Genomic DNA, 26,108 nt, shown 5'->3' on the forward strand with positions numbered 1-26,108 from the left:
CATAATGCTATTAATATCCCTCATTCTATTTGAGCACCCATAAGGATGCTCTATTTGTCATGCAATTTTCAAGGTACTGATTATTAAACAAACCTCTTCGTTTTAACTTGACATTTAATAGTTAGTCTATTAAACAAAAAAGGAGTACCCTAAGGTACTCCTGATATAAACAAATATTACCAGAATACATGCGCTCCGATGATGATTCCTTCGCGGCCGTTAACGCGGCGGAAGTGGAGTGCGCCGCCAACGGTGGTCTCACCGTTAATGGCTGCCTGTGCTGCCTGATAACAGGAATCGTTGATCCTGCCGCTGTTATATACATTGGCTACGGTTCCGTTAAGGGCAGGTGTAAACTGACCTGAAGCGTATATTACGCCATAAATACTGTTCTGATATGCACCGCTCTTGACACGGTTCATAACTACAGCGCCTACTGCAAGCTTGCCTTCATAAGGCTGGTTACCTGCTTCGCACTGGATGAGGGCTGCAAGAAGCTTAACTTCATCAGCATCTGCTGAAACCTTGCCACGGTTTTTGGTAAGGGCGGCCTTCTTCTCAGCTTCCTCCCTGATTTTGATGGCGGCAACGGTCTCACCCTGGTCAATCCTGAACTCTTTTGTCACGAAGCTGCTCTGAACATAGCCTGTCTCATCGTTGAAATCAACGCTGATCCAGCCATCTCCCGTATCCTCTATCATTTCGACAAAAGTGTTCTGGGGGAGAACTCCGAGTACAGAAGAATCCTCGGAAGCTTCTGCTCTGACATTGAGTGCACTGCCGGAAGTCTTGACTACCTGTCTTCCAACGTCAAGGGCCTGTGCCTGTGCCTCGTCATCGAAAAGTAGATATTCGTCCTTGGCCCATCCGATAAGGTCTCCGGACTGGAGCTTGGTCCATCCGTCCTTCCTGTCAATGATCCTGCCACCGCAGTCCTTGTACAAAACTCCGACTTTGGTGGAGTCCTCGCTGGGCTCCTCTCTTACGTTCATGGCTCTGGAAACATTGGCCATAACAAGAGTAGACTCTGTTGTATCCTCCGTAGTCTGGGCGGAACTTGCTGCAGATGATGACTTGTCTGCGTTCTTGGCTGCCTTAACCTCTGCTGCATCTTTGTCCAAACCAAGTGGTGCCACGGGGCTTAAAATGTTTGAAATACCGGTGGAGGGTTCGCCGTATGCTCCAGCATTGCGAGCCTCCGCAGTTACTCCGCCGTTCGCCACAAGGGTGATACCAAGAAGGGTCGTCATGACCAGTCTTGCTATCCCGGCGGATAACTTTGCTGTCTGTTTCATGATTCTAATAACCTCGATGTCTTTATTTGTTACAAATATGTTGCAATTTGTTAACGTCCTCAAAACACAACAATATTACTAGAAATATTTAATTTTGTCAAATTTGTTTATATATTTTGCCTATAAACCGCCTGCTGATGGGGGGAATAGGGCTTCTGGGGCAGGGGAGTATATGGGGAGGCAGCGGGGCGGAAGCATCGGGAAAATGCTGGTTTTCGTGCGCCTCGTGATTCTCTAAGACTCGATGGTGAAGGAATGACTCCTACTCATGCCTATTCGTGGACAGTCGTCATTCCTTCGCCCTCTCGTCTTGATAATCATCTCGTCGTGCGAGAACTGCACATTTTCCCGATGCTTCCGCCCCGCTGCCTCCCCATATACTCCCCTGCCCCAGAAGCTCCTATTCCATGCATACCCGCGGCTGTTTATAGACAAAATACACCAACGAAATATCCACAAAGAGGGGGCTGCAATCCTTTTGTGATTAGCGAAAGTTATTTAACATACGGTAACATACAAACTCCCTCATAGTCATCGCACAAACGCCTCTCACAAGGATTGATGAAACGGCCCGGTTTGGGGGTAAAATCTACTTCTTTCCATCATACACAAACAGCTCTGGGAAGACTTCTATAACGTAAGATTTAGAGAAAGACCTTACGGATTGGAAGTAGCGTAAAATGCGCAGGTGACAACAAGTATTTTACGCTACTTCCAATTCGTAAGGCCCATTCCAAAATACTTCCGGCATGAATCCCCCGGAGCGTCCGGGTAGCCAATAAGTAGATTTTATAGGTTTCTACTTCTATCGATGCAGGCAGTTACAGCGTCCATGACTGTTCCGCGGAAGCCTTGCTCTTCCAGGACGCGTACAGCTTCGATTGTGGTGCCTGCAGGGGAACATACCATATCCTTCAGTTCACCGGGGTGCTTACCGGTTTCAAGAACCATTTTTGCACTGCCAAGGACAGACTGTGCTGCGAATTCATAGGCCTGCTTACGAGGCATTCCACCTGCAACTGCAGCATCTGCCATGGCTTCGATGAAAAGAAATACGTAGGCAGGTGATGAACCGCTGACTCCAACCACTACATCCATCAACGATTCAGGCACTGTATAGGCCTTGCCAAAGCTCTCAAGAAGCTCCAATACAAAGTGAAAATCACTGTCACCCACCAGGTCGTTTCTACATACCGCTGAGCAGCCCTCAAGTACAAGGGCGGGAGTGTTGGGCATTACTCTTATGATCTTGGTTGGTTTCTCGAACTCTTTTGCCAGCCATGCGATTGTCTTGCCTGCAGCGATTGAAACAACTACCTTGCTCTCATCAATGCTGTCCATGATATCTGCGATGACAACCTTGAGATACTGGGGCTTAACGGCAAGGATGACGATGTCCGCCTCCTTGGCTACGGCTTCGTTGGAATCACGAACCTGAATGCCGTATTTGTTAGCAATCTTAAGTCTGGTCTCCTCTGTTGCCGCAGTTCCGATAATCTCGTTGGGGCCCATGAGCCCTTTTGCCAAAATACCACCAATCATGGCCTTCGCCATATTTCCAAGTCCGATAAATCCTACAGTCATTGCTTAGCTCCTCCTTTGTCTTGATGCCTCAAATGTCAAAATTGCTGATGATGTAGCAGCGTTCATGGATTCCACCTCTCCCTTCATGGGTATGAGAATGTACTCTCCTGCTGCATCTGCGGTCTCTTTTGTAAGACCGTTACCTTCATTTCCTATCAAAAAAGCTGTGGGCTTAGTGTAGTCAAATTCGTCGTAGTTCCTGGTTCCCTTAAGGTGCGCTGCGTAGGTGCTGATGCCGCTTGCGTGGAGCTTTTTGAGCATTTCGGGAACATTCTCTACATATATAAAAGGCATTCTGAAAATGGATCCCATTGTGGATCTGATAACCTTGGGATTGTAAATGTCCGCGGAGCCCTTACTAAGGATAATCCCCGTAACTCCGGCACCTTCTCCGCTTCGCAGCATTGTTCCAAGATTGCCGGGATCCTGAATATTCTCAAGAATAAGAATAAGCGGCGCTGCGTCCTTGTCAGTCTCGTTGTAGCCTTCGATGACTTCCTCTTCGGTGTAATGATACTGCCTTATCACCGCCAGAACCCCTTGCGGCGTCTGGGTCGCAGCCATTTTCTTCATAACTTCCTCGGAAACAGGCTCAGCTCCGTACCTCCAGAGAATCTCTTTGTCATCTTCACCGGCACTGTCAAGGAACTTCTCGGTAACATACACTTCCCTGACCTGCAATACCGGTGCTTCCCTCAGCATTTTCATGCCTTCGATGACGAAGACGTCTCCTTCTCTTCTTGCTTTACTTTTTTCTATATAGCTAACAACCTTCTTGACACGGTCGTTATTAACACTTGTGATCATAACTATTCCTCATTTATCTATTATTCAAGAAAGCGACTGTTGCACTCTTCTCAAAAATTATAACACCTCCTATTTCTACCAACAACAAAGTAAGCTAAATACATAAAACGAAAAAGACCTGAAACAGCCGACTGTTCTGAGCGAAGTCGATAGGAGGCTGTTTCAGGTTTTTTGAGTTTTAATGAATCACGACGCAGATGACAACAAGTATTTATAGCTCCTGTTCTCTTCGGCATCGATTCCCGTCCCGGAAATAAATCAAAGTATACGTGCGATCTCGTACATGTACTCGTTGATGTTCTTCTTCATTGCAAGAGCCTCGTCGATATCGTAATCAACGAACTGGCCGTTGCGGTAACCAACTACTCTGTTGGTCTTGCCTGCTGCAAGGATATCAGCTGCGTAGCATCCCATCATGGAAGCATATACACGATCCTTACATGTAGGGCTACCACCACGCTGCATGTAACCAAGGATTGAAGCTCTTGTCTCAAGACCTGTAGCAGCCTCGATACGACGAGCCATTGAAGTTGAATGTCCGATACCCTCGGCATTAACGATGATGTGGTGTGTCTTACCTTTTTTACGGTTATCAATGATGTTGTCAATGATGCGCTGCTCATTGTAATCGTACTTCTCAGGAAGAAGGATGTCGTCAGCACCGTTGGCGATTGAGCACCAAAGTGCGATATATCCTGCGTGACGTCCCATAACCTCAACGATACTTACACGCTCGTGAGATGAGGATGTATCACGAATCTTGTCGATAGCGTCCATAGCTGTATTGATGGCTGTATCGAAACCGATTGTATAATCTGTGCAGGAGATGTCCAGGTCGATTGTTCCGGGAACACCTACAGTGTTGATACCCTGCTGTGAAAGCTTCTGAGCTCCGCGGTAAGATCCGTCACCGCCGATAACTACCATTCCGTCTATTCCATGCTTGCGGCAGATCTCAGCGCCCTTAGCCTGTCCTTCGGGGGTTGTGAACTCCATGCAACGAGCTGTTCCAAGGATTGTACCACCGCGCTGGATGATATCTGAAACGCTGCGTCTGTCCATATCGATGATCTCTTCATTAAGAAGACCCTGATAACCCTTCTTGATACCCTTAACCTTAAGTCCGTTTGCAAGTGACTTACGAACAACTGCACGGATTGCAGCGTTCATTCCCGGTGCATCACCACCGCTGGTAAGAACTCCGATTGTTTTGATCTGCTTTGCCATAATCATTTCCTCGATTCTAAAACTGTCTTTATTTAACCTCTAAAAAATCCTAATTAATATAATACAAAAATGCCGCATTGACAATAGTTTGACATACTTAAATTAAGTGTACCGCAAACTTTTTTTGTCTGCAATAAAATTTGCCTAAACAATATCAGCACTTTTCTGACAAATGACACCTGAAATGGGATAAATAGCACTTCTCATGCCGCCGGGCATTTGATAAACTATCGATATAACGTGATCAAAGAGGAGAAAGGTATATGGGAACATTTTCAATCAACCCCGGCGGGGTAAAAACAAGTGCAATTCAGCTTCAAAACGCCGGGCAAAAACTGCAGTCTTTTTCACCGCAGATCCGCCATATACTACAGAAGACATCCGCAGTGTAATGTATGCCATGAAACATAACGGAGACACTTATGGTCTTTCAATTGATCAACAGGCTCTGATGGCACAGGTACAAAAGAAATTTCTCAGCAGCATTCCTCAAACTGATTACCCGAATTACGAATCAGTTACCGATGTCTATGGAGGTGTCACCGGAAATACCTGCAGAACCAAGAGTTATTATGGTCACAGTCTCGATTATTGGTCAGACACCACGCATCCTGCCAAGGAATTATGGGCAGAGTACTTTTCTTATAATATGGCCGGTGATACCAAAAACCTTGAGCATTTGAAACAATACTACCCGGAAGCATATAAAGCTCTGACCGAGTATGCAAACTATGTGTATAAGGAAACAAACGGAGGCACCTGATGAAATTTGCTAAATTTATAGCTGCAGCAATGCTTACAACACTTATACTTACAGGCTGCGGTAACGTTAATAATGGAGGCGCAACTATGAGCGAAAATAACAATATAAATGCCATGGACGATTATCAGTACATGACACAGGTTCTTGGCTGCACGGATGAGGAACTCGCAGGCTTCGATGTAATCTCGGTTTGTTCCGTGCTCAAAATCAGAGAACAGAATCTTAGCAGTGAAGATGCACACAAGCTGGTAAGCAGATTAAAAGACAGTTATACAGATGACGGCAGATGCAGCATCTATATGATCTCTACCGCAGCCGGAGGCGTAGGCATTTCATCGGATATCGAAGTATCCAGGATAAGCTATTACGTAAATAACGGCAATGAGATCATCAATGCTGTCTTTGATATAACAAACAAGCAGTATTTTCTTAATGACACTACTCCTCACGCCCTTTCCGACGCACAGTCCGAAAGTTTAAAAACCATCGCCAACAGAAACGATGTCAAAACCTGGGAAACTGTCACCCGCGGCGAAGAGAAGGAAACAACAGGCTGCTATGAGTGGAAAATTGTATTTCAGGACGTAAACGGCATATATTACGCCTATGAAGGCAGTAGCGCCGACGGCAGCACCTTCCCACCAACCTACGGCGGAGTAGACGGCGAACTGTACGATATCTTACACCAATAATGTAGTATCGATACTGAGATATGTTATAATCAGTTATCACTTTTTATTGGGGAAAAAAAATGGCTTTTACTCACTTACACGTCCACACGGAATACTCTCTTTTGGACGGTTCCAACAAGATAAAAGAATACGTTAAAAGACTTAAGGACCTGGGCATGACCGCCGGTGCCATCACGGATCACGGCGTCATGTACGGCGTCATAGATTTTTACAAGGAGTGCAGGGCTGTAGGCATCAATCCCGTTCTGGGGTGCGAGGTCTATGTAGCTCCCGGCTCCCGTTTTGAAAAAGAGTCTGCGGTTACGGATGAGAGATACTACCATCTGGTACTCCTTGCTGAGAACAACGTGGGCTATGCCAACCTTTCCCATATCGTAAGCCGCGGCTTTACCGAAGGCTATTATTACAAGCCCCGTGTAGACATGGAGCTTCTGGAGCAGTACCACGAGGGCATAATCGCCCTTTCCGCCTGTCTTGCCGGCGAGATTCCAAGGAATGTCATCAAGGGCGAGCCTGTTAAGGCCAAGGAAGCTGCTATGCGCCTTGATAAGATATTCGGCCACGGCAACTTTTTCCTTGAGCTTCAGGACCATGGCATTCCGGAGCAGAGAACTGTCAACAACTACCTGCTGGCTCTGTCACAGGAGCTTGATATTCCGCTGGTTGCCACGAACGACTGCCACTACACCTACGCCGACGACGCGGAGGCCCATGACCTGCTTCTCTGCATTCAGACAGGTAAAAAAGTCACCGACGAAGACCGTATGCGCTACGAAGGCGGTCAGTACTACGTCAAGAGCGAGGAGGAGATGCGACATCTTTTCCCCTATGCGCAGCAGGCTATTGATAATACGCAGAAGATCGCTGACAGATGTAACGTTGAGATTGAATTCGGCGTTACCAAGCTCCCTCACTACGAGGTGCCTGAGGGCTATGATTCCTGGACTTATCTGAATAAGCTCTGCGACGACGGTCTTGCGGAGCGCTATCCCGAGGACGACGGTACCCTTCGTAAGCGCCTTGACTACGAGCTCTCAGTAATTCAGAAGATGGGCTACGTTGATTACTTCCTTATAGTATGGGACTACATCAACTACTGCCGTCAGAATGGCATCGCCGTAGGCCCGGGACGTGGCTCCGCAGCAGGAAGTATTGTCTCCTATTGCATGCATATCACCAATATCGATCCCATTAAGTATGACCTTCTCTTTGAGCGTTTCCTTAACCCGGAGCGAGTATCCATGCCTGATATAGACGTGGACTTCGAGTACGAGAGACGCCAGGACGTTATAGATTATGTTACGGAAAAATACGGTGCCGACAAGGTTGTGCAGATCATAACCTTCGGTACACTGGCAGCCAAGGGTGTTATCAGGGATGTGGCCCGTGTTATGGACCTGCCCTACAGTTTTGGCGATACCATTTCCAAAATGATACCAACAGAGCTCAACATCACTCTTGATGCAGCTCTTAAGATGAATCCGGAGCTCCGTGCCCAGTACGAGCAGGACGAGACCGTTCACAAGCTCATCGACATGTGCAAAAAGCTTGAGGGTCTACCCCGCCACACCTCAATCCATGCAGCCGGCGTCGTTATCTGCCAGGCTCCTGCAGAGGATCTGGTGCCACTGTCACGCTCCGCTGAAGGAAATATTACAACCCAGTTCACCATGACTACCATAGAGAAGCTGGGACTACTTAAGATGGACTTTTTGGGACTTCGCACCCTTACCGTTATCAAGGATGCAGTCCGTTTCGCCAACGAATCTCTGGGCAAAAAGCCCGGTGACGAAGGCTTCATAGACATTGATAGGATTGATTACAACGACCCTGCGGTTCTTGCCTCCATCGGAAGCGGCAAATGCGACGGTGTATTCCAGCTGGAGTCAGGCGGAATGCAGAACTTCATGAAGGAGCTTAAGCCCCAGTCCCTGGAGGACGTAATTGCGGGCATTTCCCTGTACCGCCCCGGCCCAATGGACTTCATTCCCAAGTACATCAAGGGTAAAAATGATGCTTCCTCCATCTCCTACTCCACACCGGAGCTGGAGCCGATATTAAAGCCCACCTACGGCTGTATCGTGTACCAGGAGCAGGTTATGCAGATCGTTCAGCAGCTTGCTGGCTACAGCCTCGGACGAGCTGACCTGGTTCGTCGTGCCATGAGTAAGAAGCACGAGGACGAAATGGTCATAGAGAGGGAGAACTTCGTCAACGGTAACGAAGCCGAGAATGTTCCCGGCTGTGCTTCCAAGGGAATATCCATCGAAGTTGCCAACAGAATCTATGATTCCATGATGGACTTTGCGAAATACGCTTTTAACAAGTCCCACGCCGCCTGCTACGCTGTTGTTGCGCTGCAGACCGCATGGCTTAAATACTACTATCCTGTTGAATTCATGGCCGCCCTTATGACCTCAGTTATCGATAACTCGGGAAAAGTTTCGGGCTACATCATGAGCTGCAGGAACATGAATATCACTCTTTTGCCCCCTGACATCAATGAGGGCTTCGATGGCTTCTCTGTGGCTGAGATTGACGCCGGAGAGAATGACAGACCTATTCCCGGTGCGGCTATAACCTGCGCTCCCGGCAAGAAGAAGGCAATCCGCTATGCCCTCACAGCCATCAAGGGCGTTGGAAGGCCCGTTATCTCCGCCATTGTAAAAGAGCGTAAGCTCCGCGGCAAGTTCAAGGACATCGACGACTTCCTGACCAGAATGCAGGACGCTGACAGCGAAGTTAACAGACGCGCCATCGAGAACTTTATCAAGGCAGGCGCCTTCGACTGCTTCGAGGGCACCAGAAAACAGCTCATGACCGTCTATGGCCAGATCATGGACCGCCTCCACAGCGCAGGCAAGAACAGCATGGCAGGCCAGATGTCTCTTTTTGACATAGCAGGAGAAGACACCAAGGCCCAGTACAAGATCCCGCTTCCCAAAGTAGGAGAATTCCCTCGTGAGCTCATGCTGGAATTTGAAAAAGAAGTGCTTGGCATCTACGTTTCAGGGCACCCCCTTGAAGAATACGTTGCCATGTGGAAAAAGAAGATCACCAACACCACCACCGATTTCTATCTGGACGAAGAAACCGGCAAGCCTGTGGTTAAAGATAATGACAGAGCTGTGATCGGAGGAATAATCTCCGAGAAGAAGATAAAATACACCAAGAACGACCAGATAATGGCCTTTATAACCTTAGAGGACCTGGTGGGAAGCATTGAAGTAATCGTCTTCCCCAAGACCTATGAAGCCAACGCCCCGCGCCTAGGCGAAGACGCCAAAATATTCATCGAAGGCCGCGTCTCCGTAGAAGACGAGCGCGACGCCAAGCTAATTGCTTCCAAGGTCACCCTCTTCGATGAAGTACCCAAGACTGTGTGGCTACGCTTCCCCAATAAGGAAGCCTATGAAGCCGCTGATGCCAGCATAATGAACATAATCTCAAGCAGCGATGGCAACGACGAAATCGCCATCTACTTAAACGACACCAAGCAGATCAAAAAGCTCGGCAGGCAATTCAGCATCAAGGCTGACACCGCTATCCTGGAGCGTTTCTCCTCGCTAATTGGCAAAGAGAATGTTCAGCTGACGTAACCTGAGGAGATAATTCATAGAGCGAAAAAACGGAAATCCGCTGACTGCTTTGAGCGTAGTCGATAGGAAGCGGATTTCCGTTTTTGAGTTCTAATGAATTACAACGCAGGTGACAACAAGTGTTTTCACAAACCGGTCACCTTTCTTACGGGGTAAACTGTATTACTGTCCAATATTGTTGCGGATTAAATTAAGCCTGTACTGCTGCCTTGAGGGCTTCTGCTCTGTCTGTAGCCTCCCAAGGAAGGTTAAGATCGTTACGGCCGAAGTGACCATAAGCTGCTGTCTGCTTGTAAATAGGTCTACGAAGGTCAAGCATCTTGATGATTCCTGCAGGACGAAGATCGAATACCTTACGAACTGCCTCTGTAAGCTTCTCATCAGAAACCTTACCTGTGCCGAATGTATCAACAAGGATTGATGTAGGCTGTGCTACACCGATAGCGTATGAAAGCTGGATCTCTGCTCTGTCTGCAAGGCCTGCTGCAACGATGTTCTTTGCAACGTATCTTGCTGCATATGCTGCAGAACGGTCAACCTTGGTGCAGTCCTTACCAGAGAAAGCTCCGCCGCCGTGACGAGCTGCTCCGCCGTAGGTGTCAACGATGATCTTACGGCCTGTAAGTCCGGCATCACCCTGAGGTCCGCCGATTACGAAACGGCCTGTGGGATTGATGTAGATCTTGGTATTGTCATCAACAAGTGAGAGGTCAACAACTGCATCGATAACGTACTTTCTGATGTCAGCGTGGATCTGCTCCTGTGTTACTTTCTCGTCGTGCTGGGTTGAGATAACGATGGCCTCAAGTCTCTTAACCTTGCCGTTCTCGTCGTACTCAACAGAAACCTGGCTCTTGCCGTCTGCTCTGAGGTAATCAAGAGTTCCGTTCTTTCTAACCTCTGTGAGCTTCTTGGTAAGCTTGTGAGCAAGGCTGATAGCGTAAGGCATGTACTCCTCGGTCTCGTTGGTAGCATATCCGAACATCATACCCTGGTCGCCGGCACCGATGGCTTCAAGCTGCTCATCTGTCATCTGGTTCTCTCTTGCCTCGAGAGCCTTGTCAACACCCATAGCGATATCAGCTGACTGCTGATCAAGTGCTACAAGTACTGCGCAGGTATTGCCGTCAAAGCCCTTAGCTGAGTTATCATATCCGATCTCGCAGATTGTCTCACGAGCGATCTTGGCATAATCAACATGAGCCTTGGTTGTGATCTCACCTGTGATGAGAACGAAACCTGTGCAGGCTGCTGTCTCGCAGGCAACACGGCTCATGGGATCCTGTGCCATGCAGGCATCAAGGATCGCGTCTGAGATGTTGTCGCAGATCTTATCGGGATGTCCCTCTGTTACTGACTCGGAAGTGAAAATAAACTTATCCATTCTAATTATCCTTTCTTCACAAAAAAACTCCGATTATCTTGTTGCGTGCGTAACAAAACAATCGGAGCTGATCATCGTATCAGATCCTCTTATTGCTCGTATTCCAATCCTTTGGAATTGCACGCTCAGGTTGGCACCTTCCGATTCGGCTCGGGGTTGCCGTGGCTTCACAGGTCCTATGTACCTCCACCACTCTGAATAAGAGAACGGTTAATTGTTAAACCGGACTTTTTTAGTCCGTTAAGAAATGTTAACCCATTAATCCTACAAAATCAATAGGGATTTCATAAATTCATTAACATTTTGAAAAAAAATATCATTCGTTGGCATTGCCTTTGAAAATAACGATGCCCTTTTTCTTGAACTTCTTGGGAGCCTCTGTGGTTGCTGCGCCATCTGTTGAAGCGGGCTTCTTAACAACCTTACGTACTACCTTCTTCTCGCCCTCTGCTGTGGTCGCAGCCTTAGGCGCCGCCTCTGCTGCTCCCGCCGGCGCAGATGCCTTCGGCGCCGCAGCCTTTTTGGCTGCCGGCTTCTTCGTTACGCCTGCTGCAGCGGCTACCTGGTCTACGACCGAGGTTCGCTTAGGCGCAGCCTTCTTCTCCGGCGCAGGCGTAGCCTTGGGCGCCGGCCTCTGTGCAGCCTTCGCTGCTGCCTCCGCCGCTACCTTGGCAGGATCCTGCAGTTTCATTGTCAGCGAGATTCTCTTTTTATCAAGCTCAACATCAAGTACCTGTACGTCAACGATGTCGCCTACGCTCACCGCCTCAAGAGGATGCTTAATAAACTTATCTGTAATATGTGAGATATGTACCAGTCCGTCCTGGTGAACACCTATATCCACGAAGCAGCCAAAGTCGATTACGTTACGAACCGTACCCTTCAGCACCATACCGGGCTTAAGATCCTTCATATCAAGGACGTCGCTTCTAAGGATAGGTGCAGGCATGCTCTCACGAGGGTCACGAGAGGGCTTCTCAAGCTCTGACAGAATATCTGTAAGAGTGATCTCACCGATTCCCAGCTCCTCTGACAGCTTCTTTTTCTCAGCCTCGGTGACGCGCCTTGAAAGTGAGCCTACAGAAGCACCGGCTGCATTGTCCTGGCTGCGAACTTCAGCTGCGTCCTCGCCACCCTTGCCGCTTCTGCTATCATCCTCAACAACAGCCAGATTGCTGCCTGCAAGAGCTGCTGCCAGCGCTGCTCCCATTGCTGTGCCTGTATTCTTTATAACTACCTGCTTAGGCTTCTTCTGGGGCTTTGGCTTCTCGGTCTTAGCGGGCTTTTTCTCAAGTGCAGCCTTAGCCGCATTCTTCTGAGCTGCCCTTACATCGTCAAAGGTAATGCCAAGCTTGTCCATGAGCTTGAGCGTAGCTTCGTAGGACTCAGGGTGCACACTGGTTGCATCGAGAGGATTCTCACCGTCTGCGATACGAAGGAAACCTGCGCACTGCTCATAGGCCTTGGGTCCCAGCTTAGGCACGTTAAGAAGGTCTTCTCTCTTCTCGAACTTGCCGTGCTCCTCTCTGTAATCAACGATGTTCTTGGCGATAACCTTGCTGATACCTGAAATATACTGAAGAAGAGGTGCCGATGCGGTATTGAGATCAACACCTACCTTGTTAACACAGTCCTCAACCACGCCCTCAAGGGTCTCGCCCAGCTTTTTCTGGTTCATGTCGTGCTGGTACTGGCCCACACCGATGGACTTGGGATCTATCTTAACCAGCTCTGCCAGAGGATCCTGAAGTCTTCTTGCGATGGATGCCGCACTACGCTGTCCCACGTCAAACTGAGGAAACTCCTCTGTAGCCAGCTTACTTGCTGAATAAACGGAAGCCCCGGCCTCATTGACGATTACGTACTGAAGGGGTCTGTCCAGCTCTTTTATCAGTTCAACGATGACCTGCTCAGACTCTCTTGAAGCGGTTCCGTTACCTACGGAAATAAGGTCAACGTCATATTTGTCGATGAGCTTCTTGAGCTCTGCCTTGGACTCCTCAACCTTGTTCTGAGGAGCTGTGGGGTAGATAACCTTGGTATCAAGGACCTTGCCGGTGGCATCAACGATTGCCAGCTTGCAGCCTGTTCTGAAGGCGGGATCCCAGCCAAGCACTGTTTTGCCAGCGATGGGCGGTGCCATAAGGAGCTGAGTCAGGTTCTTGCCAAATACGGAAATAGCTCCGTCCTCAGCCTTCTCTGTCAGCTCATTTCTGATATCACGCTCAATTGCAGGTGCGATAAGTCTCTCATAGGCATCCTGATTGATCTCCTCGATGACGGGAGTTGTGATGGGATTGTCATTTTTGAGCATCTTCTTATTAAGATACTGAAGGATCTGCTCCTCGGGAGCTTCGATCTTGACCACCAGGAACTTCTCGGCTTCACCTCTGTTAAGGGCCAGAACTCTGTGTCCCAGCACCTTGCCAAGGGGCTCCTCGTACTCGTAATACATCTCGTATACGCTCTGGGCCTTCTCATCCTTGGCCTTACTTGTAAGGCGGCCCTGCTCCATTGTGGCTTCTCTGATATATGTTCTGAAATCAGCGTTGTCGGAAACATCCTCAGCGATGATATCCATAGCTCCCTGAAGAGCTGCTGCGGGGTCATCCACACCTTTTTCAGGATCTACAAAGGCAGCTGCCTCCTCCTGCAAAGGCTTGGTTGTCTCCTGGGCAAGAAGGATCTCTGCCAGAGGCTCAAGGCCCTTCTCTCTTGCAACGCTGGCTCTTGTCTTTCTCTTAGGACGATAAGGAAGGTACAGATCCTCGATGGCAACCATGGTCTCAGCTGCGATGATCTTGGCCTTAAGCTCATCAGTTAACTTGCCCTGCTCCTCGATAGAAGCAAGAACCGCCTCTCTTCTCTCTTCAAGGCCTCTTAAATACTTAAGTCTCTCGTCGAGATTACGGAGCTGCTCGTCGTTAAGGGATCCTGTCACTTCCTTACGATAACGGGAAATGAAGGGAATTGTGTTGCCCTCGTCAATCAGCTTAATGGCTGCTTCCACCTGCCATTTTTCTACGTTAAGTTCCTCTTTGATCTTTAATACAATATCCATACTGTCCTCACTAAAAAAAGCTTAATACTCATGCCGTATCCGATAAACTCAGCCTTATTTTTGTCTGAACTTTTCATAAACAGCACACACTCCCCTATTATACCAAGCCTTTGCGGGCATTTTCAAGACTCTGCGAAGGTCCGAAACATTGTAAAAAACCCGTTCTTATTGTAGAATCAAAATAAGAATGTATGTTTTGCACAGCGAGGAGTTACATGTCAGACAACGGGGACGATAAGTACTATTACAACAATTACAACTACAACCAGGCCCACAACGACCTGGATCAACACGTTAATCTTGCGACCGTGGCTATGGTTGCAGGACTTTTGTCAGTTCCATTTTGTTTTTTTGGATACATTGGTATCGTGCTTGGCGGCATAGCAATAGTGATGGCCATCCTGTCCAAGGGTACAGCCGCGAAGTTCCTTCCGCAGGCCAAGAAGGGCATTGCCTACGGAGCTCTCGGCGTCATAATAGGCTATGCAGTGGTTATCTCCAGTATACATATGCTTCTCACCAATCCTGAGATGCGTCAGCAGATGAACCAGATAAGCCAGCAGTTGTACGGAGTCAGCTTTGACGAGACACTTGAGGAATTGACGGGTAGTCCCGTTACTCCTGAGGGCAACTGATAGCAGTTTTCCCATATTTAAGTGTCCGGAAAAGAGGTGCCTATGAGTATTATCGGTGCTGTAAATAGCGGATACGGAGCAGTCGGATTTTTTGGCACACCCGGTACAACGGATGCCTCCAAGGCCGAGGGTTCCAAACCTATTTTGAATCCTTCCGAGTCCACCCAGGTTCAACCCGGAAAGAAGTCCTCTCCTGCGGAATGTCAGACCTGCAAGGAGCGCAAATACCAGGACGGTTCCGATGAGATGGTCTCCTTCAAGACCGCCCAGCATATCAGCCCTCAGGCCGCAGCAGCAAGAGTTCGCGGTCATGAAGCCGAGCACGTAAGTAACGCCTACAAGGATGCAGCCCAGCATAACGGCAAGGTCCTTCAGGCTTCAGTTTCGATCAAAACGGCAGTATGTCCGGAATGTGGCAGAACCTATGTCTCCGGCGGAGAGACTGCCACCAAGATAAAATATACAAATGAAGAAAATCCTTACCAGCAGGCCAGAAAAGCCCTCGACAAACAGGGCACTCTCGGTGCAAATGTGGACCTTGCCGGCTAAGGCAGGGGAGTACACCTAATGTCAGAATTAAAGACCATATCACAGCTTAAAGCTATCGCCAAAGAGAGATCTCTTGGCAAGTACGGCACCCTCATCGGTGCCGCTATCATTCTCGGCATCATCAGATTCCTGGTGATCTCGATCACATCCTCTTTTACCGCAGGATCAAGGAGCCCCATAGCAATCGTACTTGGCTGGCTCATCGCGATCATCGTCAATACGCTTCTCGGAGTCTTCGTATCCGGCGAAGCTTATATGTACATGAATCTTATCTATTCCCAGACCGTTAGTATATCGGATATATTCTTCGGATTTAAGCAGCAGCCCCAGAAGGCCGTGGCTCTTCAGGGCATCTTTGAGATTATCGCCAACGTGCTGACTCTGCCATATTTTGTGCTACTGTACGGCTTGCAGGCGGGTATTGATTTCTCAACTTCTATCCCATTTCTCATCCTGACGCTTGTATCATATCTTCTTTTGTTTTACGCGAAGATTGTATTTTCCCAGATCTTTTTCCTTCTCCATGACTTCCCGGACTGGTCGGTCAGACAGATCCTCACCACCGGCATTCATCTCATGAAGGGCAAAAAACTGAAATACCTGGGCCTTATCTTGAGTTTTATCCCTATGATTCTTCTTGGGTGCATAACCCTATTTATCCCGCTGCTGTGGATCAACGTATATATGCTTGCAACCTACGCAGCCTTTTATCAGGATATTATGTCCGGCGCTGCAGCGCAGAAAGAAGAAGGTGAAAATGGACTTAATTGATGCTATCAAAGCCATAGACAAGCCCCACGAGGATGACGTCTTAAACAGACTTTTTACCCCCTGGGGAGAAAATCTTAATTCGGATAAAGTGCTGCAGGAGTACCCGCGCCCACAATTTGTCCGTGACAACTATGTGAACCTGAACGGCTACTGGGACTACACCTTTGTCTCTGAAAAAGAGTCCGTTGAGATTCCTTCCGACGACAAGATGGAGGGCAAGATCCTGGTACCTTTTTCACCGGAAGCAATGCTGTCGGGAGTCGAGAAGCGTCTTGAGCCCGATCAGTACTTATGGTACAAAAAAGACCTTCCCGCCCTCACAAGGAAATTCAAGGATTCCAGATATCTGCTGCATTTCGGCGCTGTGGATCAGTTCGCCGATATCTACGTGAACGGAACCTACCTGGGTTCTCACAGTGGCGGCTATCTTCCTTTTACAGTCGATATCACTGAACATCTGTATTTTTCCCCGGACGGAAGCTACGCAGAAGACAACAAACTTGCGGTAAGGGTAAAAGATACAAGTGACTCCTCCTACCACAGCAGAGGCAAGCAGACTCTTCGCCGCGGCGGCATGTACTACACCTGTCAGAGCGGAATCTGGCAGACCGTCTGGATCGAAGAGGTGCCAAGCACTTATATCAGAGAGATCCGCATCAGACCTGAGGCGGACTTAAAGACCGTATCCATAGAGATTTCCACCAATAGGCCCAGCTCCGTGACAATCAAGACTCCCGGTCTTGAACTGGTTAAATCAGGGCGCTCTTTTGACAGCAACGAATCTGCTTTCCCCGGAGATGCCTCTTTTTCCTCAGACACCTATCCCACAATTGGGCAAAAGAGTGAGGGGGATACCCCTTCCTATTATCACTTCACCTTAAGTCTGAAGGACCCGCACCTGTGGAGTCCGGAGGATCCTTATCTATATCCTCTGCAGATTGATACAGGAGAGGATCATGTGCGCTCCTATTTCGCCATGAGATTCTTCTCCACGGAAAAAGATGACAAGGGTATCACCAGATTTTGCCTCAACCACAAGCCCTACTTCCTCATGGGAGTTCTGGATCAGGGCTACTGGCCGGACGGGCTCTACACCGCCCCCTCCGACGAGGCACTTATTTATGACATTACAGAGATGAAACGTCTCCATTTCAATATGATGAGAAAGCACATCAAGATCGAGTCTGCCCGCTGGTACTACCACTGCGACAGACTGGGCATGATCGTGTGGCAGGACATGGTAAGCGGCGGCTCTTCCTATGCCAAGCCCGTTGTAAGCTACCTGCCAACTCTTTTCCCCAAGGTATTCGGAAGAATGAGCGATGGTCCCGCCTACTACAAGACCTTCTCCAGAGGCTCCGCAGAGGGCCGCAGCGAGTGGCTGCTTGAGATGCAGAACACCATCCGATACCTCTACAACGTGCCTTCCATCGGCACCTGGGTTCTCTTCAACGAAGGCTGGGGACAGTTCAACGCCGCAGGCGCTACAGTTATGGCCAAAGAGATGGACGACTCAAGACCGGTTGATCAGGCCAGCGGCTGGTTTGACGAAGGAAGCGGAAGCTTTAGAAGTGTCCACAACTACTTCCGTCCCCTTAACGTGGAGATTGACAAGGCCGGTCGCGCCTTCGTTATCTCTGAGTACGGCGGCCTTACCTGCCACCTCGACGGCCACTCCAGCGTGGACAGAGTCTACGGCTACAAGAAATTCGAGAACCTCGACACCTTCGGTGTTGCCTACTACAACCTGATAAACGGCGACCTCAAGCCCCTTATCGCCAAGGGTCTCTCCGGCGCGGTCTATACCCAGGTCAGCGATGTGGAGGAAGAGGTTAATGGGCTGATGACGTATGATAGGAAGATCACGAAGATTAATCCGAATCTTGACCCGAATATGAGTAAGAGGCTTAATCAATGAGTACTAATACCAAGTCAAATACAATAAAGGACCTTACCGTCGGCGATCCTATGAAGCTGATCTTTGGCTTCGCAATGTCGCTGTTCTGGGGCATGCTGTTTCAGCAGCTCTATAATATAATTGATACTGCCATCGTATCCTGGTTTCTTGGCAAAGAAGCCTATACCGGCATGGGAACAACAGGTGCGGTGAACTTCCTTATCATGGGCTTTTGCATGGGAGTCTGCAACGGCTTTGCCATCCCTGTGGCCCAGAGATTTGGGGCAAAAGATTATAAAAGCATGAGAAAGTTCGTTTCTCATGCTATCATTTTGTGCAGTATTTTCGCTGTTGTAATGACTTTTCTTGTCAGCATATTCTGCAGACAGATCCTGGTCGCAATGAAGACTCCCGAGGATGTTCTTCAATATGCGTATCAGTATATCATCGTTATATTCCTGGGAATCCCCGTAACCTATATGTACAACCTGCTCTCAGGTATTATCAGAGCGCTGGGCGACAGCAAGCACCCGGTTCAGTTTCTCATCATCGCTTCCATCATCAACATCGGACTTGACCTTCTGTTTATCCTGCCCCTTCACCTTGGAATCACAGGTGCAGCGCTGGCTACGGTTATTTCCCAGTTTATCTCGGGCCTTATGTGCCTCATTTTTATCATCAGAAAGATTGATATCCTTCATCTCAAGAAGGAAGACTGGAGACTGGACAGATCCCATTTCTTCATCCTTATCAACATGGGTGTTCCCATGGGTCTTCAGTACTCCATCACCGCCATCGGAAGCGTTATCCTTCAGACTGCCATCAACAGCCTTGGAACTGACGCAGCTGCTGCCGTTACCACCGGCGGCAAAGTTGGCATGTTCTTCTGCATTCCTTTCGATGCTCTGGGCTCCACCATGGCCACCTACGGCGGTCAGAACGTTGGCGCAAAAAAACTGGATCACCTGTCCCAGGGTCTTGTAGCTGCCATCAAACTGGGCTGCGGCTACGCTATCCTGGCCTTCGTGGTCCTGTACTTCTTCGGAAGGAACTTTGCCATGATCTTCCTTGATGCCGGCGAAGTGTCCTGCCTTGACAATGCCCATTTATTCTTGATCTTCAACTCAATGTTCTACATACCGCTGGCTCTGGTCAACATCGTGAGATTCCTTATCCAGGGCATGGGCTACTCCATGTTTGCGATCCTTGCCGGCGTAATGGAAATGATCGGCCGCACCCTGGTGGCAACACTTCTCGTTCCCCTCATCGGCTTCAATGCAATCTGTCTTGCAAGCCCTGTAGCATGGGTTCTGGCTGACGCCTTCCTCATTCCGGCATTCATCATCGTACGGAATCGTCTTAAGAAAATATTTAACGGACAGGTGGAAGTATACTGAGGCGAATGGGGACATGACATGGGGACGGTTTTTATACCAATGGGGACGGTTCTTTATGGTATAGTTTTTTCTTTGCAAAAACTATACCATAAAGAACCGTCCCCATTGGTATAAAAACCGTCCCCACTTCATGCTTTAGAGTTTTCCTAGCAATTCTTGGTATGTTAACTCTCCGCCAAGATAATCGGATTCTCCTTCAAGTCCATCAATCACGGTCTTAATCTCTGCTTCGGTGAGGTTTTCGTCTGTGTAGTTTAGGTAAACTACTTTTCCCTTGGCATTCTCAAGGGCTTCATCTGTGGTTTCCTCTTCGTCGGGAAAATCGTTGCCGTTGAGGTCGTCGAAGTTGTAACCCTTGAGGGCGTAGGAGCTGACCATGTGGTGGTCACTGTCCATGATTAAATAGGTGTAGTAAAAGATTGCGCCGGCATAGTCCTGATTGAAATTGGTTATGACTGCTTTCTTTTCCACATATTCATAGCCTGCATTTCCGCCTGCGCCGTAGGCCCACTCGAAGATCGGGCAGTAGAGATGTCCGTCCTCGTACATATAGAGGGACTGCATACATCCCGGCGTAGATATGACTAAATCGGGGATATCATCATCGTTAAAATAAATAAGACCATAGCTCAGTTCATCAGCTTTATATCTGAGCGCGGCGTTTTGGGTTACCGTAAGGTAAGCATCCTTGTAAGTAGCAAAGGTTCCGTCAAAGCCCTCTCCAAAAAGAAGCTTTTTTACCGAATCACCGGATATATCCTGCCCCAGAGCATCTCTTACTTGCTCAGAAAAATAGTCCGGTGAAAAGAAACTATCCATGTAATCCTCGGAGTATCTCTTTTCGAATTCGCAGATGGCTACTTCCCTGCCTCTTTCAGTATCTCCGATAACGATAATGTCTTCGTAGTTATCAAAATTGCTGTCTGCAATGGTGATCTCATCTATATTCAAAAAAGTATAATCCACGAACTTGTTACCTTTATGCTCATTAAACAGAATATTATTTTCAGCCTGGACTTCGTCGCCCTTAGTAACCGTTAAATGTGCCAGCTTCCCCATACTATCTGACTCGTATGTGCTGAGGGTAAGTGTTACTTCGCCGCCATATTGGATAAGATTCGCATTCATGCTGTAATCCGCTTCGCCAAGCTTCCACAAAGAGTTATCTTCTTGAGCTGGGGCTTCGGTGCCGGCCAGGGAGGAGGAATCGGCTTCCTTGGCTGATTCATTTGTCTGAAGACTTACCGTACTTTCCTGCGGTTCATCGGATGTGGCCACACTTGAAACTTCCTTACTTACATTTTCAAATTCTGCAGGGGCAACCGCTTGCTGCTCTGCCTGGTTTCCGCAGCCCGCGAGCATAATGGCTACAGCCGCAGTAGCACTGATTACTTTTCCAAACCTTTTCATTTGCTTAATTCTTCTTTCCTTTTTTCAAAATATCTTTCATAAAATGATCTTCATCAATATCATTTTAATTCAATCTCAATGGGATCTGCCTCTGCACCAAAACCATTTCTGAAATAGGTAAGACCCTTATCTTTGGTCCAGGTCATGTTGCAGTAGTAGCCGGATTCAACCAGAGGATTCCAGAAGGAGAACTTGTAATTATCCCCCTCTTCTTCGATCTTTGTCTCATAATCTGTGGGGTTCTGGGGCTTCCCACTCTTTGAATAAATCAGCATAGAGTCCGTAAGAAACTCTTCCTCAGTGGGGATCTTCTCACACTGCTCTTCCATATAGATTGAATCTTCCGTAACGTAGAAGGTTCCCAGAGCATATCTGTCCATTCCGCTGTAAGTTCTCTCAGGGATATCTTCATACTGAACAGTCAGAGAGTACACATCGCCATTCTCATAATTGGCAAGAAGCTGAAGTTTAACCGTTATCTCATCGGGATCTTCGAAAAAGAAATTCTTTACTTGGTAGGTATATTCTTTTGACCCTTCTGCGAAGAAATAGTCATTGTGGACTTTGGCTGTCAGCGTGTTTCCAGCGGAAGTATTTGCTGCGGAAGCTGATGTCTTGCAAAAGCCCTCATAGGATTTCTTCAGATTCTCTGCTGTTATATCCTTGAACCAGAAGGCGTTATCAAGAAGTGCATCAACAGCCTCAGGCTCCTGACAAGGTTTTAAAGAAATGCGATTGTTCTCCATTAGCATTTCGTAATATGTATAGTCGTTACGGCCTGCATCATACTCCATATCTATAACAATATATGCGTTTTTATCAGCATTATCTGCGGATCTGATGCCCTCCATAAATAAATCGGGCTGGGAATTCATCCCCTCGAGGACTGATGTATCAATAGCTTCCAGAGTTCCCTCCGCTGTAACCTCATATATGTAGTTCATGGAATAGTGCCCTGTTCCTGCCCAACCTGACTTGATAACCTCCAGCATTCCGTCATTATCAAGGTCGGTCACGGCAAAACCGTAATTTGCAAAATCCGTGGCCTCAGTAAAATCGCCATGGGCCTCCTCTGAGAGTTGCCAAACTGCAGCCTCTTTCTCAAGGAGCTCCAGCTGCCCCTCAGTATCGAGCGCAGCGTTATCGGAATTTTCACTGCCTTTCCCGGCGATGACTTTCCAGTCGATGTCGTCATTTCTGTGCTCATAGAATTTACCTGCCACCGCAAGCCACTCCTCCATGGTCACTTCCTTTTCATCTTCTCCCAGATAAAACCAGTCCTCAGAGTCCAACTCGCGGTTTTCGTTTGCGTCGTACCAGGAGGCAACAGTCTCGGAAGTCTTTTTCCCCGACTCAAACTCCGTGTATCTGAATATATCATGAAGCGGCGCATCTCCCGGATACGCATACAAAACTCCGATAAGACCATCTGTATTTATGGGCACGTCATAGCCGCAGCCATCATATATCATCTTATATTCACCATCTACATTTTTGATAAGGGCCGACACCGGGCTGGCCAGAATAAAGAGCTCGTCCTCGCCGTCTTTATCCAGATCCATGATCACATAATTCACATCACGGTTACCGACAAGTTCTGTAAGACTGACGCTCTTTCCATCTAAGGTCTGAAGCTTTGCTTCTCCCTGCAAAAGAGCGTCATAGCTGATATTTTCAGCTGTTTCTTTTGATGTTTCTTTTGATGTTTCTTCTGTATTGGTTACAGACTTCTCCGTAACCTCCTGCAGCAAGGAATTTACATCACTGTCTTCCTGCTGCATCTGCTTATCTCCGCATCCTGTCATTACTACCATCGACGCGGCGATCATTAGTATCACTGTTCGTTTCAATACTTTTTTCATTACATTTATCTCCATATCAATAGATTATCAATTCAGTCTCCAGTTTACACACTCATTTAAACACAATATTTTTCTCTAATAAATCTCGCTATATGCCAAATGCTTATTCCTATTCCCCAAGCTATACAAATTAGTAGAATCGAGTAGGCTGACTCCTACTCGATTTCGCACACGAACATTCCGCATTTCATGCTCCATGTTCTTACGACCGGCAAATGAATTTGTATGCAAGCATCCATTCGCTTGCCGGTCTTGTGCTGCAAAAAGAGCCTAACCCCATTTGGATTAGGCTCTCTGATAATATTCAGTTAATGTTTATTCAAATGTAATCAATGTTCCGGCCTTGCCTCTAAGGGCATCAGCTACCGATGAAAGTGATGTTATAAGAACGGAGCCTTCGTGGTTGGCATTGAGGAACTCGATTGCTGCTTCAATCTTGGGAAGCATATCTACCTCGCCGAATTCTCCGGCTTCTATGTATTTCTGTGCATCGGCCACGGTCATCTTCTCGATAGGTGCCTGGTCCTCTTTTCCGAAGTTCTTGTATACACAAGGAACAGAGGTGAGGATGATGAGTCTGTCGGACTTAAGATCTGCGGCAAGCTTGCCTGCGATCGCGTCCTTCTCGATTACTGCAGAGGCGCCCTTCAGATTATGTCCCTGCTGGATTACGGGGATTCCGCCACCGCCGCAGGCGATAACTTCCTGGCCGGCATCTACAAGGGCCTTGATGGCGTCAATCTCAACTATGTCGATGGGCTTGGGAGCGGCAATGATTCTTCTGTATCCGTTGCCGGGTTCTTCCTTGACGAAGTTGCCCTTCTTGATCTCTACATCAGCGTCCTCTTTGGACATGTTACGTCCGATGGCCTTGGTGGGTTCATAAAAAGCTTCGTCGTAAGGGTCAACAGTAACCTGTGTAAGAATGGTGCTGACAGGCTTGGAAATACCGCGGCTTGTAAGCTCAGCCTTGAGAGAATTCTGAATATCGTAGCCTACATATCCCTGGCTCATGGCGCTGCAAACGCACATGGGAGCTGCCGTGTAATCGATATATATTCTGTGAAGCTCAGTCATGGCCTTGTGGATCATGCTGACCTGTGGGCCGTTACTATGAGTGATAACCAGCTGATATCCTGCCTCAACCAGATCTGCCAACGCCTTGGCTGTGATCTTGGTGGCATCCTTCTGCTCATTGGTGGTTACGCCAAGTGCTTCGTGTCCAAGAGAAACTACCGCCTTAATATTTTCCATTTCGCCCTCCGAATTCAAAAAAGATAAGGTAATTGTACCCCATTTCGCCCTGTATTAAAACATAATTCGTAAAAAAGCCCAACTGGCATTCACTGCCAATTGGGCTAATATCATTTTTAAAGCATTGTTGCCTGCTCTGTATTGAACTTGGGAAGCTTGGGCTGGGCTGCCTCTCCTCGGATCTCGATAAGGGGAGAAGCCTTGCCTTCAATATATTCACGGGTTATGGTCACACGGCCGATATTCTCGTCCTTGGGAATCTCATACATGATATCCAGCATGAATTCCTCGATGATGGCACGAAGGGCACGGGCTCCGGTATCTTTTTCCATGGCCTTCTCTGCGATGGCTTCAAGGGCGCCGTCGTCAAACTGAAGGTCGACCTCGTCGAGAGCCAGGAGCTTCTGGTACTGTTTGAGAATAGCGTTCTTGGGCTCCTTGAGGATCTTGATCAGCATCTCCTTGGTAAGGGCCTGCAGTGTGCAGATAATGGGAAGACGACCAAGGAACTCGGGGATCATACCGAACTTCTTAAGGTCGTCAACGGTAACGTTGGTAAGAAGATTAGGGTCATCCTCGTATTTATCCTTCAGGTCTGCATCAAAACCGATGGAAGTCTGCTTGTTAAGCCTCTGGGTGATGATCTCCTCCAGATCCGGAAATGCTCCGCCGCAGATAAAGAGGATATTTCTTGTATTAACTGTCGCAAGAGGAACCATGGCGTTCTTGCTGCCTGCGCCTACGGGAACCTCAACGTTGGAACCCTCCAGGAGCTTCAGCATTCCCTGCTGAACGGACTCGCCGCTAACGTCTCTGGAAGTGGTGTTCTTTTTCTTGGCAATCTTGTCTATCTCGTCGATGAAGATGATACCGTGCTCGGTCTTCTCCACATCGTTGCCTGCTGCAGCCAAGAGCTTACTTACAACGCTCTCGATATCGTCGCCAATATAGCCTGCCTCTGTAAGTGAGGTAGCATCTGCAATAGCCAGCGGTACATCAAGGAGCTTAGCCAGCGTCTTAACCAGATAGGTCTTACCGCTACCTGTGGGTCCCAGCAGGAGAATATTGGACTTCTCGATCTCGATATCATCCATAGTATCTGTGGCAACTCTCTTGTAATGGTTGTAAACCGCAACGGACATGACCTTCTTGGCCTGATCCTGACCGATCACGAACTCATCAAGCTTAGCCTTGATCTTGTGAGGCGCAGGGATATTTTTAATGTCAAAAGCGGGCTTGGCTGCGGTCTCACTCTTTTTCTTGATCTTCTGAGAATTGGGAATGCCTCCGCCCATGTTAAAGCCACCGGGGATACCCATATCAAAAAAGCCCATTCCGGGGAATCCACCGCTGTTCTTGTTGAGCTCATTCATGAGATTGGGGTTGTTCAGCATGTTCTGATAATCAAACTGGCTGACAGTATCCATGGTCTTGTGCATGCAGTCATCGCAAATGCAGATATTATTGGGAAGATGGAACATCTTGCCCGCCTTGCTCTCTGGCCTTCTGCAGACAAAGCACACATCCTCATATTCGTTTTCCTTCGGTCCATAAGTATTATCACTTCTGGTGCCACTTCCGCCATTCTGACCATTGCCGGAACCATTACCACCGTTTCCTGAATTATCCGCACTATTTCTCAGAACATCCTTCTTGCTATCATATTCAACTGTGTAGGGAGTCTCCTCAATATCCACTCTCTCATCATCAGTCACTTCTCTGAAGTCAAAATCGTCATTTCTCTTATCTGTCATCTATATCTCCAATCTAAATCCTGTATTCCTTACTCTCTCAATCCATTCAAATTGCCGAAACTTACGCAATTTAAACACATTATAATATCCGCCCTACCGCTAATCAAGTGAACTTTCTCTAAAATCCCCCTCCCCTCACATGATTGCCGCCTACTTCCTCCCTCATA

18 protein-coding genes and 1 riboswitch are annotated in these 26,108 nt (G+C 48.0%); of the genes, 8 read left to right on the plus strand and 10 right to left on the minus strand.

The genetic code is table 11. The features are described from left to right. Positions 1–176: 176 nt before the first annotated feature. From NXH67_RS02815 to pfkA, 4 genes are all read right to left on the minus strand, one after another. Positions 177–1,295, minus strand: coding sequence for an SH3 domain-containing protein (locus tag NXH67_RS02815; protein WP_022778240.1), 1,119 nt, complete (start codon positions 1,293–1,295; stop codon positions 177–179). Between the two features lie 789 nt (positions 1,296–2,084). Next, positions 2,085–2,879: a pyrroline-5-carboxylate reductase gene (proC, locus tag NXH67_RS02820; protein ID WP_022778239.1), complete on the minus strand. Its 795-nt coding sequence runs from the start codon at positions 2,877–2,879 to the stop codon at positions 2,085–2,087. Between the two features lie 3 nt (positions 2,880–2,882). After that, a complete protein-coding gene (locus tag NXH67_RS02825; RefSeq protein WP_022778238.1) occupies positions 2,883–3,686 on the minus strand; it encodes a TrmH family RNA methyltransferase in 804 nt (267 codons plus the stop codon). 258 nt (positions 3,687–3,944) lie between these two features. Continuing rightward, positions 3,945–4,913 carry a 6-phosphofructokinase gene (pfkA, locus tag NXH67_RS02830; protein WP_022778237.1) on the minus strand — a complete coding sequence of 323 codons (969 nt, stop codon included), beginning with the start codon at positions 4,911–4,913 and terminating at the stop codon, positions 3,945–3,947. A gap of 400 nt (positions 4,914–5,313) precedes the next feature. Between pfkA and NXH67_RS02835 the strand changes: the two genes are divergently transcribed. From NXH67_RS02835 to NXH67_RS02845, 3 genes are read left to right on the plus strand one after another with little or no spacing between them, the layout of a single operon-like run. Next, entirely contained in the window at positions 5,314–5,676 is a 363-nt protein-coding gene (locus NXH67_RS02835; protein ID WP_272796299.1) for a hypothetical protein, read from the plus strand. Beyond that, the gene (locus NXH67_RS02840) at positions 5,676–6,368 is read left to right on the plus strand and encodes a hypothetical protein (RefSeq protein ID WP_272796300.1); all 693 of its coding nucleotides are present in this window, start codon (positions 5,676–5,678) and stop codon (positions 6,366–6,368) included. The genes NXH67_RS02835 and NXH67_RS02840 overlap by 1 nt, the downstream gene beginning before the upstream one ends. A gap of 59 nt (positions 6,369–6,427) precedes the next feature. Next, positions 6,428–9,967 carry a DNA polymerase III subunit alpha gene (locus NXH67_RS02845; protein ID WP_272796301.1) on the plus strand — a complete coding sequence of 1,180 codons (3,540 nt, stop codon included), beginning with the start codon at positions 6,428–6,430 and terminating at the stop codon, positions 9,965–9,967. A gap of 190 nt (positions 9,968–10,157) precedes the next feature. Here NXH67_RS02845 and metK read toward each other — a convergent pair whose 3' ends face one another. Then, positions 10,158–11,351 carry a methionine adenosyltransferase gene (gene metK / locus NXH67_RS02850; RefSeq protein ID WP_022778234.1) on the minus strand — a complete coding sequence of 398 codons (1,194 nt, stop codon included), beginning with the start codon at positions 11,349–11,351 and terminating at the stop codon, positions 10,158–10,160. Positions 11,352–11,437: 86 nt separating this feature from the next. After that, positions 11,438–11,556: riboswitch (SAM riboswitch) on the minus strand. Positions 11,557–11,667: 111 nt separating this feature from the next. Further along, positions 11,668–14,412, minus strand: a complete 2,745-nt coding sequence (locus tag NXH67_RS02855) for a Tex family protein (protein ID WP_272796302.1) — start codon at positions 14,410–14,412, stop codon at positions 11,668–11,670. 215 nt (positions 14,413–14,627) lie between these two features. Here NXH67_RS02855 and NXH67_RS02860 point away from each other — a divergent pair, with 215 nt between their 5' ends. The 5 genes from NXH67_RS02860 to NXH67_RS02880 are packed head-to-tail and all read left to right on the plus strand — an operon-like array spanning position 14,628 to position 19,661. After that, positions 14,628–15,047, plus strand: coding sequence for a DUF4190 domain-containing protein (locus NXH67_RS02860; RefSeq protein ID WP_022778232.1), 420 nt, complete (start codon positions 14,628–14,630; stop codon positions 15,045–15,047). A gap of 42 nt (positions 15,048–15,089) precedes the next feature. After that, positions 15,090–15,596 (plus strand): hypothetical protein, encoded by a 507-nt coding sequence (locus NXH67_RS02865; RefSeq protein WP_272796304.1) that lies wholly within the window; start codon positions 15,090–15,092, stop codon positions 15,594–15,596. 18 nt (positions 15,597–15,614) lie between these two features. Further along, the gene (locus tag NXH67_RS02870) at positions 15,615–16,367 is read left to right on the plus strand and encodes a DUF975 family protein (RefSeq protein ID WP_272796305.1); all 753 of its coding nucleotides are present in this window, start codon (positions 15,615–15,617) and stop codon (positions 16,365–16,367) included. Next, entirely contained in the window at positions 16,354–18,285 is a 1,932-nt protein-coding gene (locus tag NXH67_RS02875) for a glycoside hydrolase family 2 protein (protein WP_272796307.1), read from the plus strand. The genes NXH67_RS02870 and NXH67_RS02875 overlap by 14 nt, the downstream gene beginning before the upstream one ends. Further along, the gene (locus NXH67_RS02880) at positions 18,282–19,661 is read left to right on the plus strand and encodes an MATE family efflux transporter (RefSeq protein ID WP_272796308.1); all 1,380 of its coding nucleotides are present in this window, start codon (positions 18,282–18,284) and stop codon (positions 19,659–19,661) included. The genes NXH67_RS02875 and NXH67_RS02880 overlap by 4 nt, the downstream gene beginning before the upstream one ends. A 135-nt stretch (positions 19,662–19,796) precedes the next feature. On the opposite strand, the gene NXH67_RS02885 is transcribed toward NXH67_RS02880, so the two are convergent. The 4 genes from NXH67_RS02885 to clpX all read right to left on the minus strand — a co-directional run bounded on the left by NXH67_RS02885 (position 19,797) and on the right by clpX (position 25,941). Then, on the minus strand, positions 19,797–21,071 hold the full coding sequence (locus NXH67_RS02885) for a hypothetical protein (RefSeq protein WP_272796309.1): 1,275 nt from the start codon (positions 21,069–21,071) through the stop codon (positions 19,797–19,799). 59 nt (positions 21,072–21,130) lie between these two features. After that, positions 21,131–22,933 (minus strand): hypothetical protein, encoded by a 1,803-nt coding sequence (locus NXH67_RS02890; RefSeq protein WP_272796310.1) that lies wholly within the window; start codon positions 22,931–22,933, stop codon positions 21,131–21,133. A gap of 315 nt (positions 22,934–23,248) precedes the next feature. Beyond that, entirely contained in the window at positions 23,249–24,187 is a 939-nt protein-coding gene (arcC, locus tag NXH67_RS02895; protein WP_022779257.1) for a carbamate kinase, read from the minus strand. A gap of 116 nt (positions 24,188–24,303) precedes the next feature. Beyond that, a complete protein-coding gene (gene clpX, locus NXH67_RS02900) occupies positions 24,304–25,941 on the minus strand; it encodes an ATP-dependent Clp protease ATP-binding subunit ClpX (protein ID WP_022779256.1) in 1,638 nt (545 codons plus the stop codon). Positions 25,942–26,108 lie beyond the last annotated feature (167 nt).

The sequence above is a fragment of the Butyrivibrio sp. DSM 10294 genome, assembly GCF_028539135.1.
Classification (GTDB): Bacteria; Bacillota; Clostridia; order Lachnospirales; family Lachnospiraceae; genus Butyrivibrio.

What these genes read in the sequence shown, in the direction of transcription:
- NXH67_RS02815 (WP_022778240.1), bottom strand. Translation starts at nt 1,295, where the DNA reads ATGAAACAGACAGCAAAGTTATCCGCCGGGATAGCAAGACTGGTCATG.
- proC (WP_022778239.1), bottom strand. Translation starts at nt 2,879, where the DNA reads ATGACTGTAGGATTTATCGGACTTGGAAATATGGCGAAGGCCATGATT.
- NXH67_RS02825 (WP_022778238.1), bottom strand. Translation starts at nt 3,686, where the DNA reads ATGATCACAAGTGTTAATAACGACCGTGTCAAGAAGGTTGTTAGCTAT.
- pfkA (WP_022778237.1), bottom strand. Translation starts at nt 4,913, where the DNA reads ATGGCAAAGCAGATCAAAACAATCGGAGTTCTTACCAGCGGTGGTGAT.
- NXH67_RS02835 (WP_272796299.1), top strand. Translation starts at nt 5,314, where the DNA reads ATGAAACATAACGGAGACACTTATGGTCTTTCAATTGATCAACAGGCT.
- NXH67_RS02840 (WP_272796300.1), top strand. Translation starts at nt 5,676, where the DNA reads ATGAAATTTGCTAAATTTATAGCTGCAGCAATGCTTACAACACTTATA.
- NXH67_RS02845 (WP_272796301.1), top strand. Translation starts at nt 6,428, where the DNA reads ATGGCTTTTACTCACTTACACGTCCACACGGAATACTCTCTTTTGGAC.
- metK (WP_022778234.1), bottom strand. Translation starts at nt 11,351, where the DNA reads ATGGATAAGTTTATTTTCACTTCCGAGTCAGTAACAGAGGGACATCCC.
- NXH67_RS02855 (WP_272796302.1), bottom strand. Translation starts at nt 14,412, where the DNA reads ATGGATATTGTATTAAAGATCAAAGAGGAACTTAACGTAGAAAAATGG.
- NXH67_RS02860 (WP_022778232.1), top strand. Translation starts at nt 14,628, where the DNA reads ATGTCAGACAACGGGGACGATAAGTACTATTACAACAATTACAACTAC.
- NXH67_RS02865 (WP_272796304.1), top strand. Translation starts at nt 15,090, where the DNA reads ATGAGTATTATCGGTGCTGTAAATAGCGGATACGGAGCAGTCGGATTT.
- NXH67_RS02870 (WP_272796305.1), top strand. Translation starts at nt 15,615, where the DNA reads ATGTCAGAATTAAAGACCATATCACAGCTTAAAGCTATCGCCAAAGAG.
- NXH67_RS02875 (WP_272796307.1), top strand. Translation starts at nt 16,354, where the DNA reads ATGGACTTAATTGATGCTATCAAAGCCATAGACAAGCCCCACGAGGAT.
- NXH67_RS02880 (WP_272796308.1), top strand. Translation starts at nt 18,282, where the DNA reads ATGAGTACTAATACCAAGTCAAATACAATAAAGGACCTTACCGTCGGC.
- NXH67_RS02885 (WP_272796309.1), bottom strand. Translation starts at nt 21,071, where the DNA reads ATGAAAAGGTTTGGAAAAGTAATCAGTGCTACTGCGGCTGTAGCCATT.
- NXH67_RS02890 (WP_272796310.1), bottom strand. Translation starts at nt 22,933, where the DNA reads ATGAAAAAAGTATTGAAACGAACAGTGATACTAATGATCGCCGCGTCG.
- arcC (WP_022779257.1), bottom strand. Translation starts at nt 24,187, where the DNA reads ATGGAAAATATTAAGGCGGTAGTTTCTCTTGGACACGAAGCACTTGGC.
- clpX (WP_022779256.1), bottom strand. Translation starts at nt 25,941, where the DNA reads ATGACAGATAAGAGAAATGACGATTTTGACTTCAGAGAAGTGACTGAT.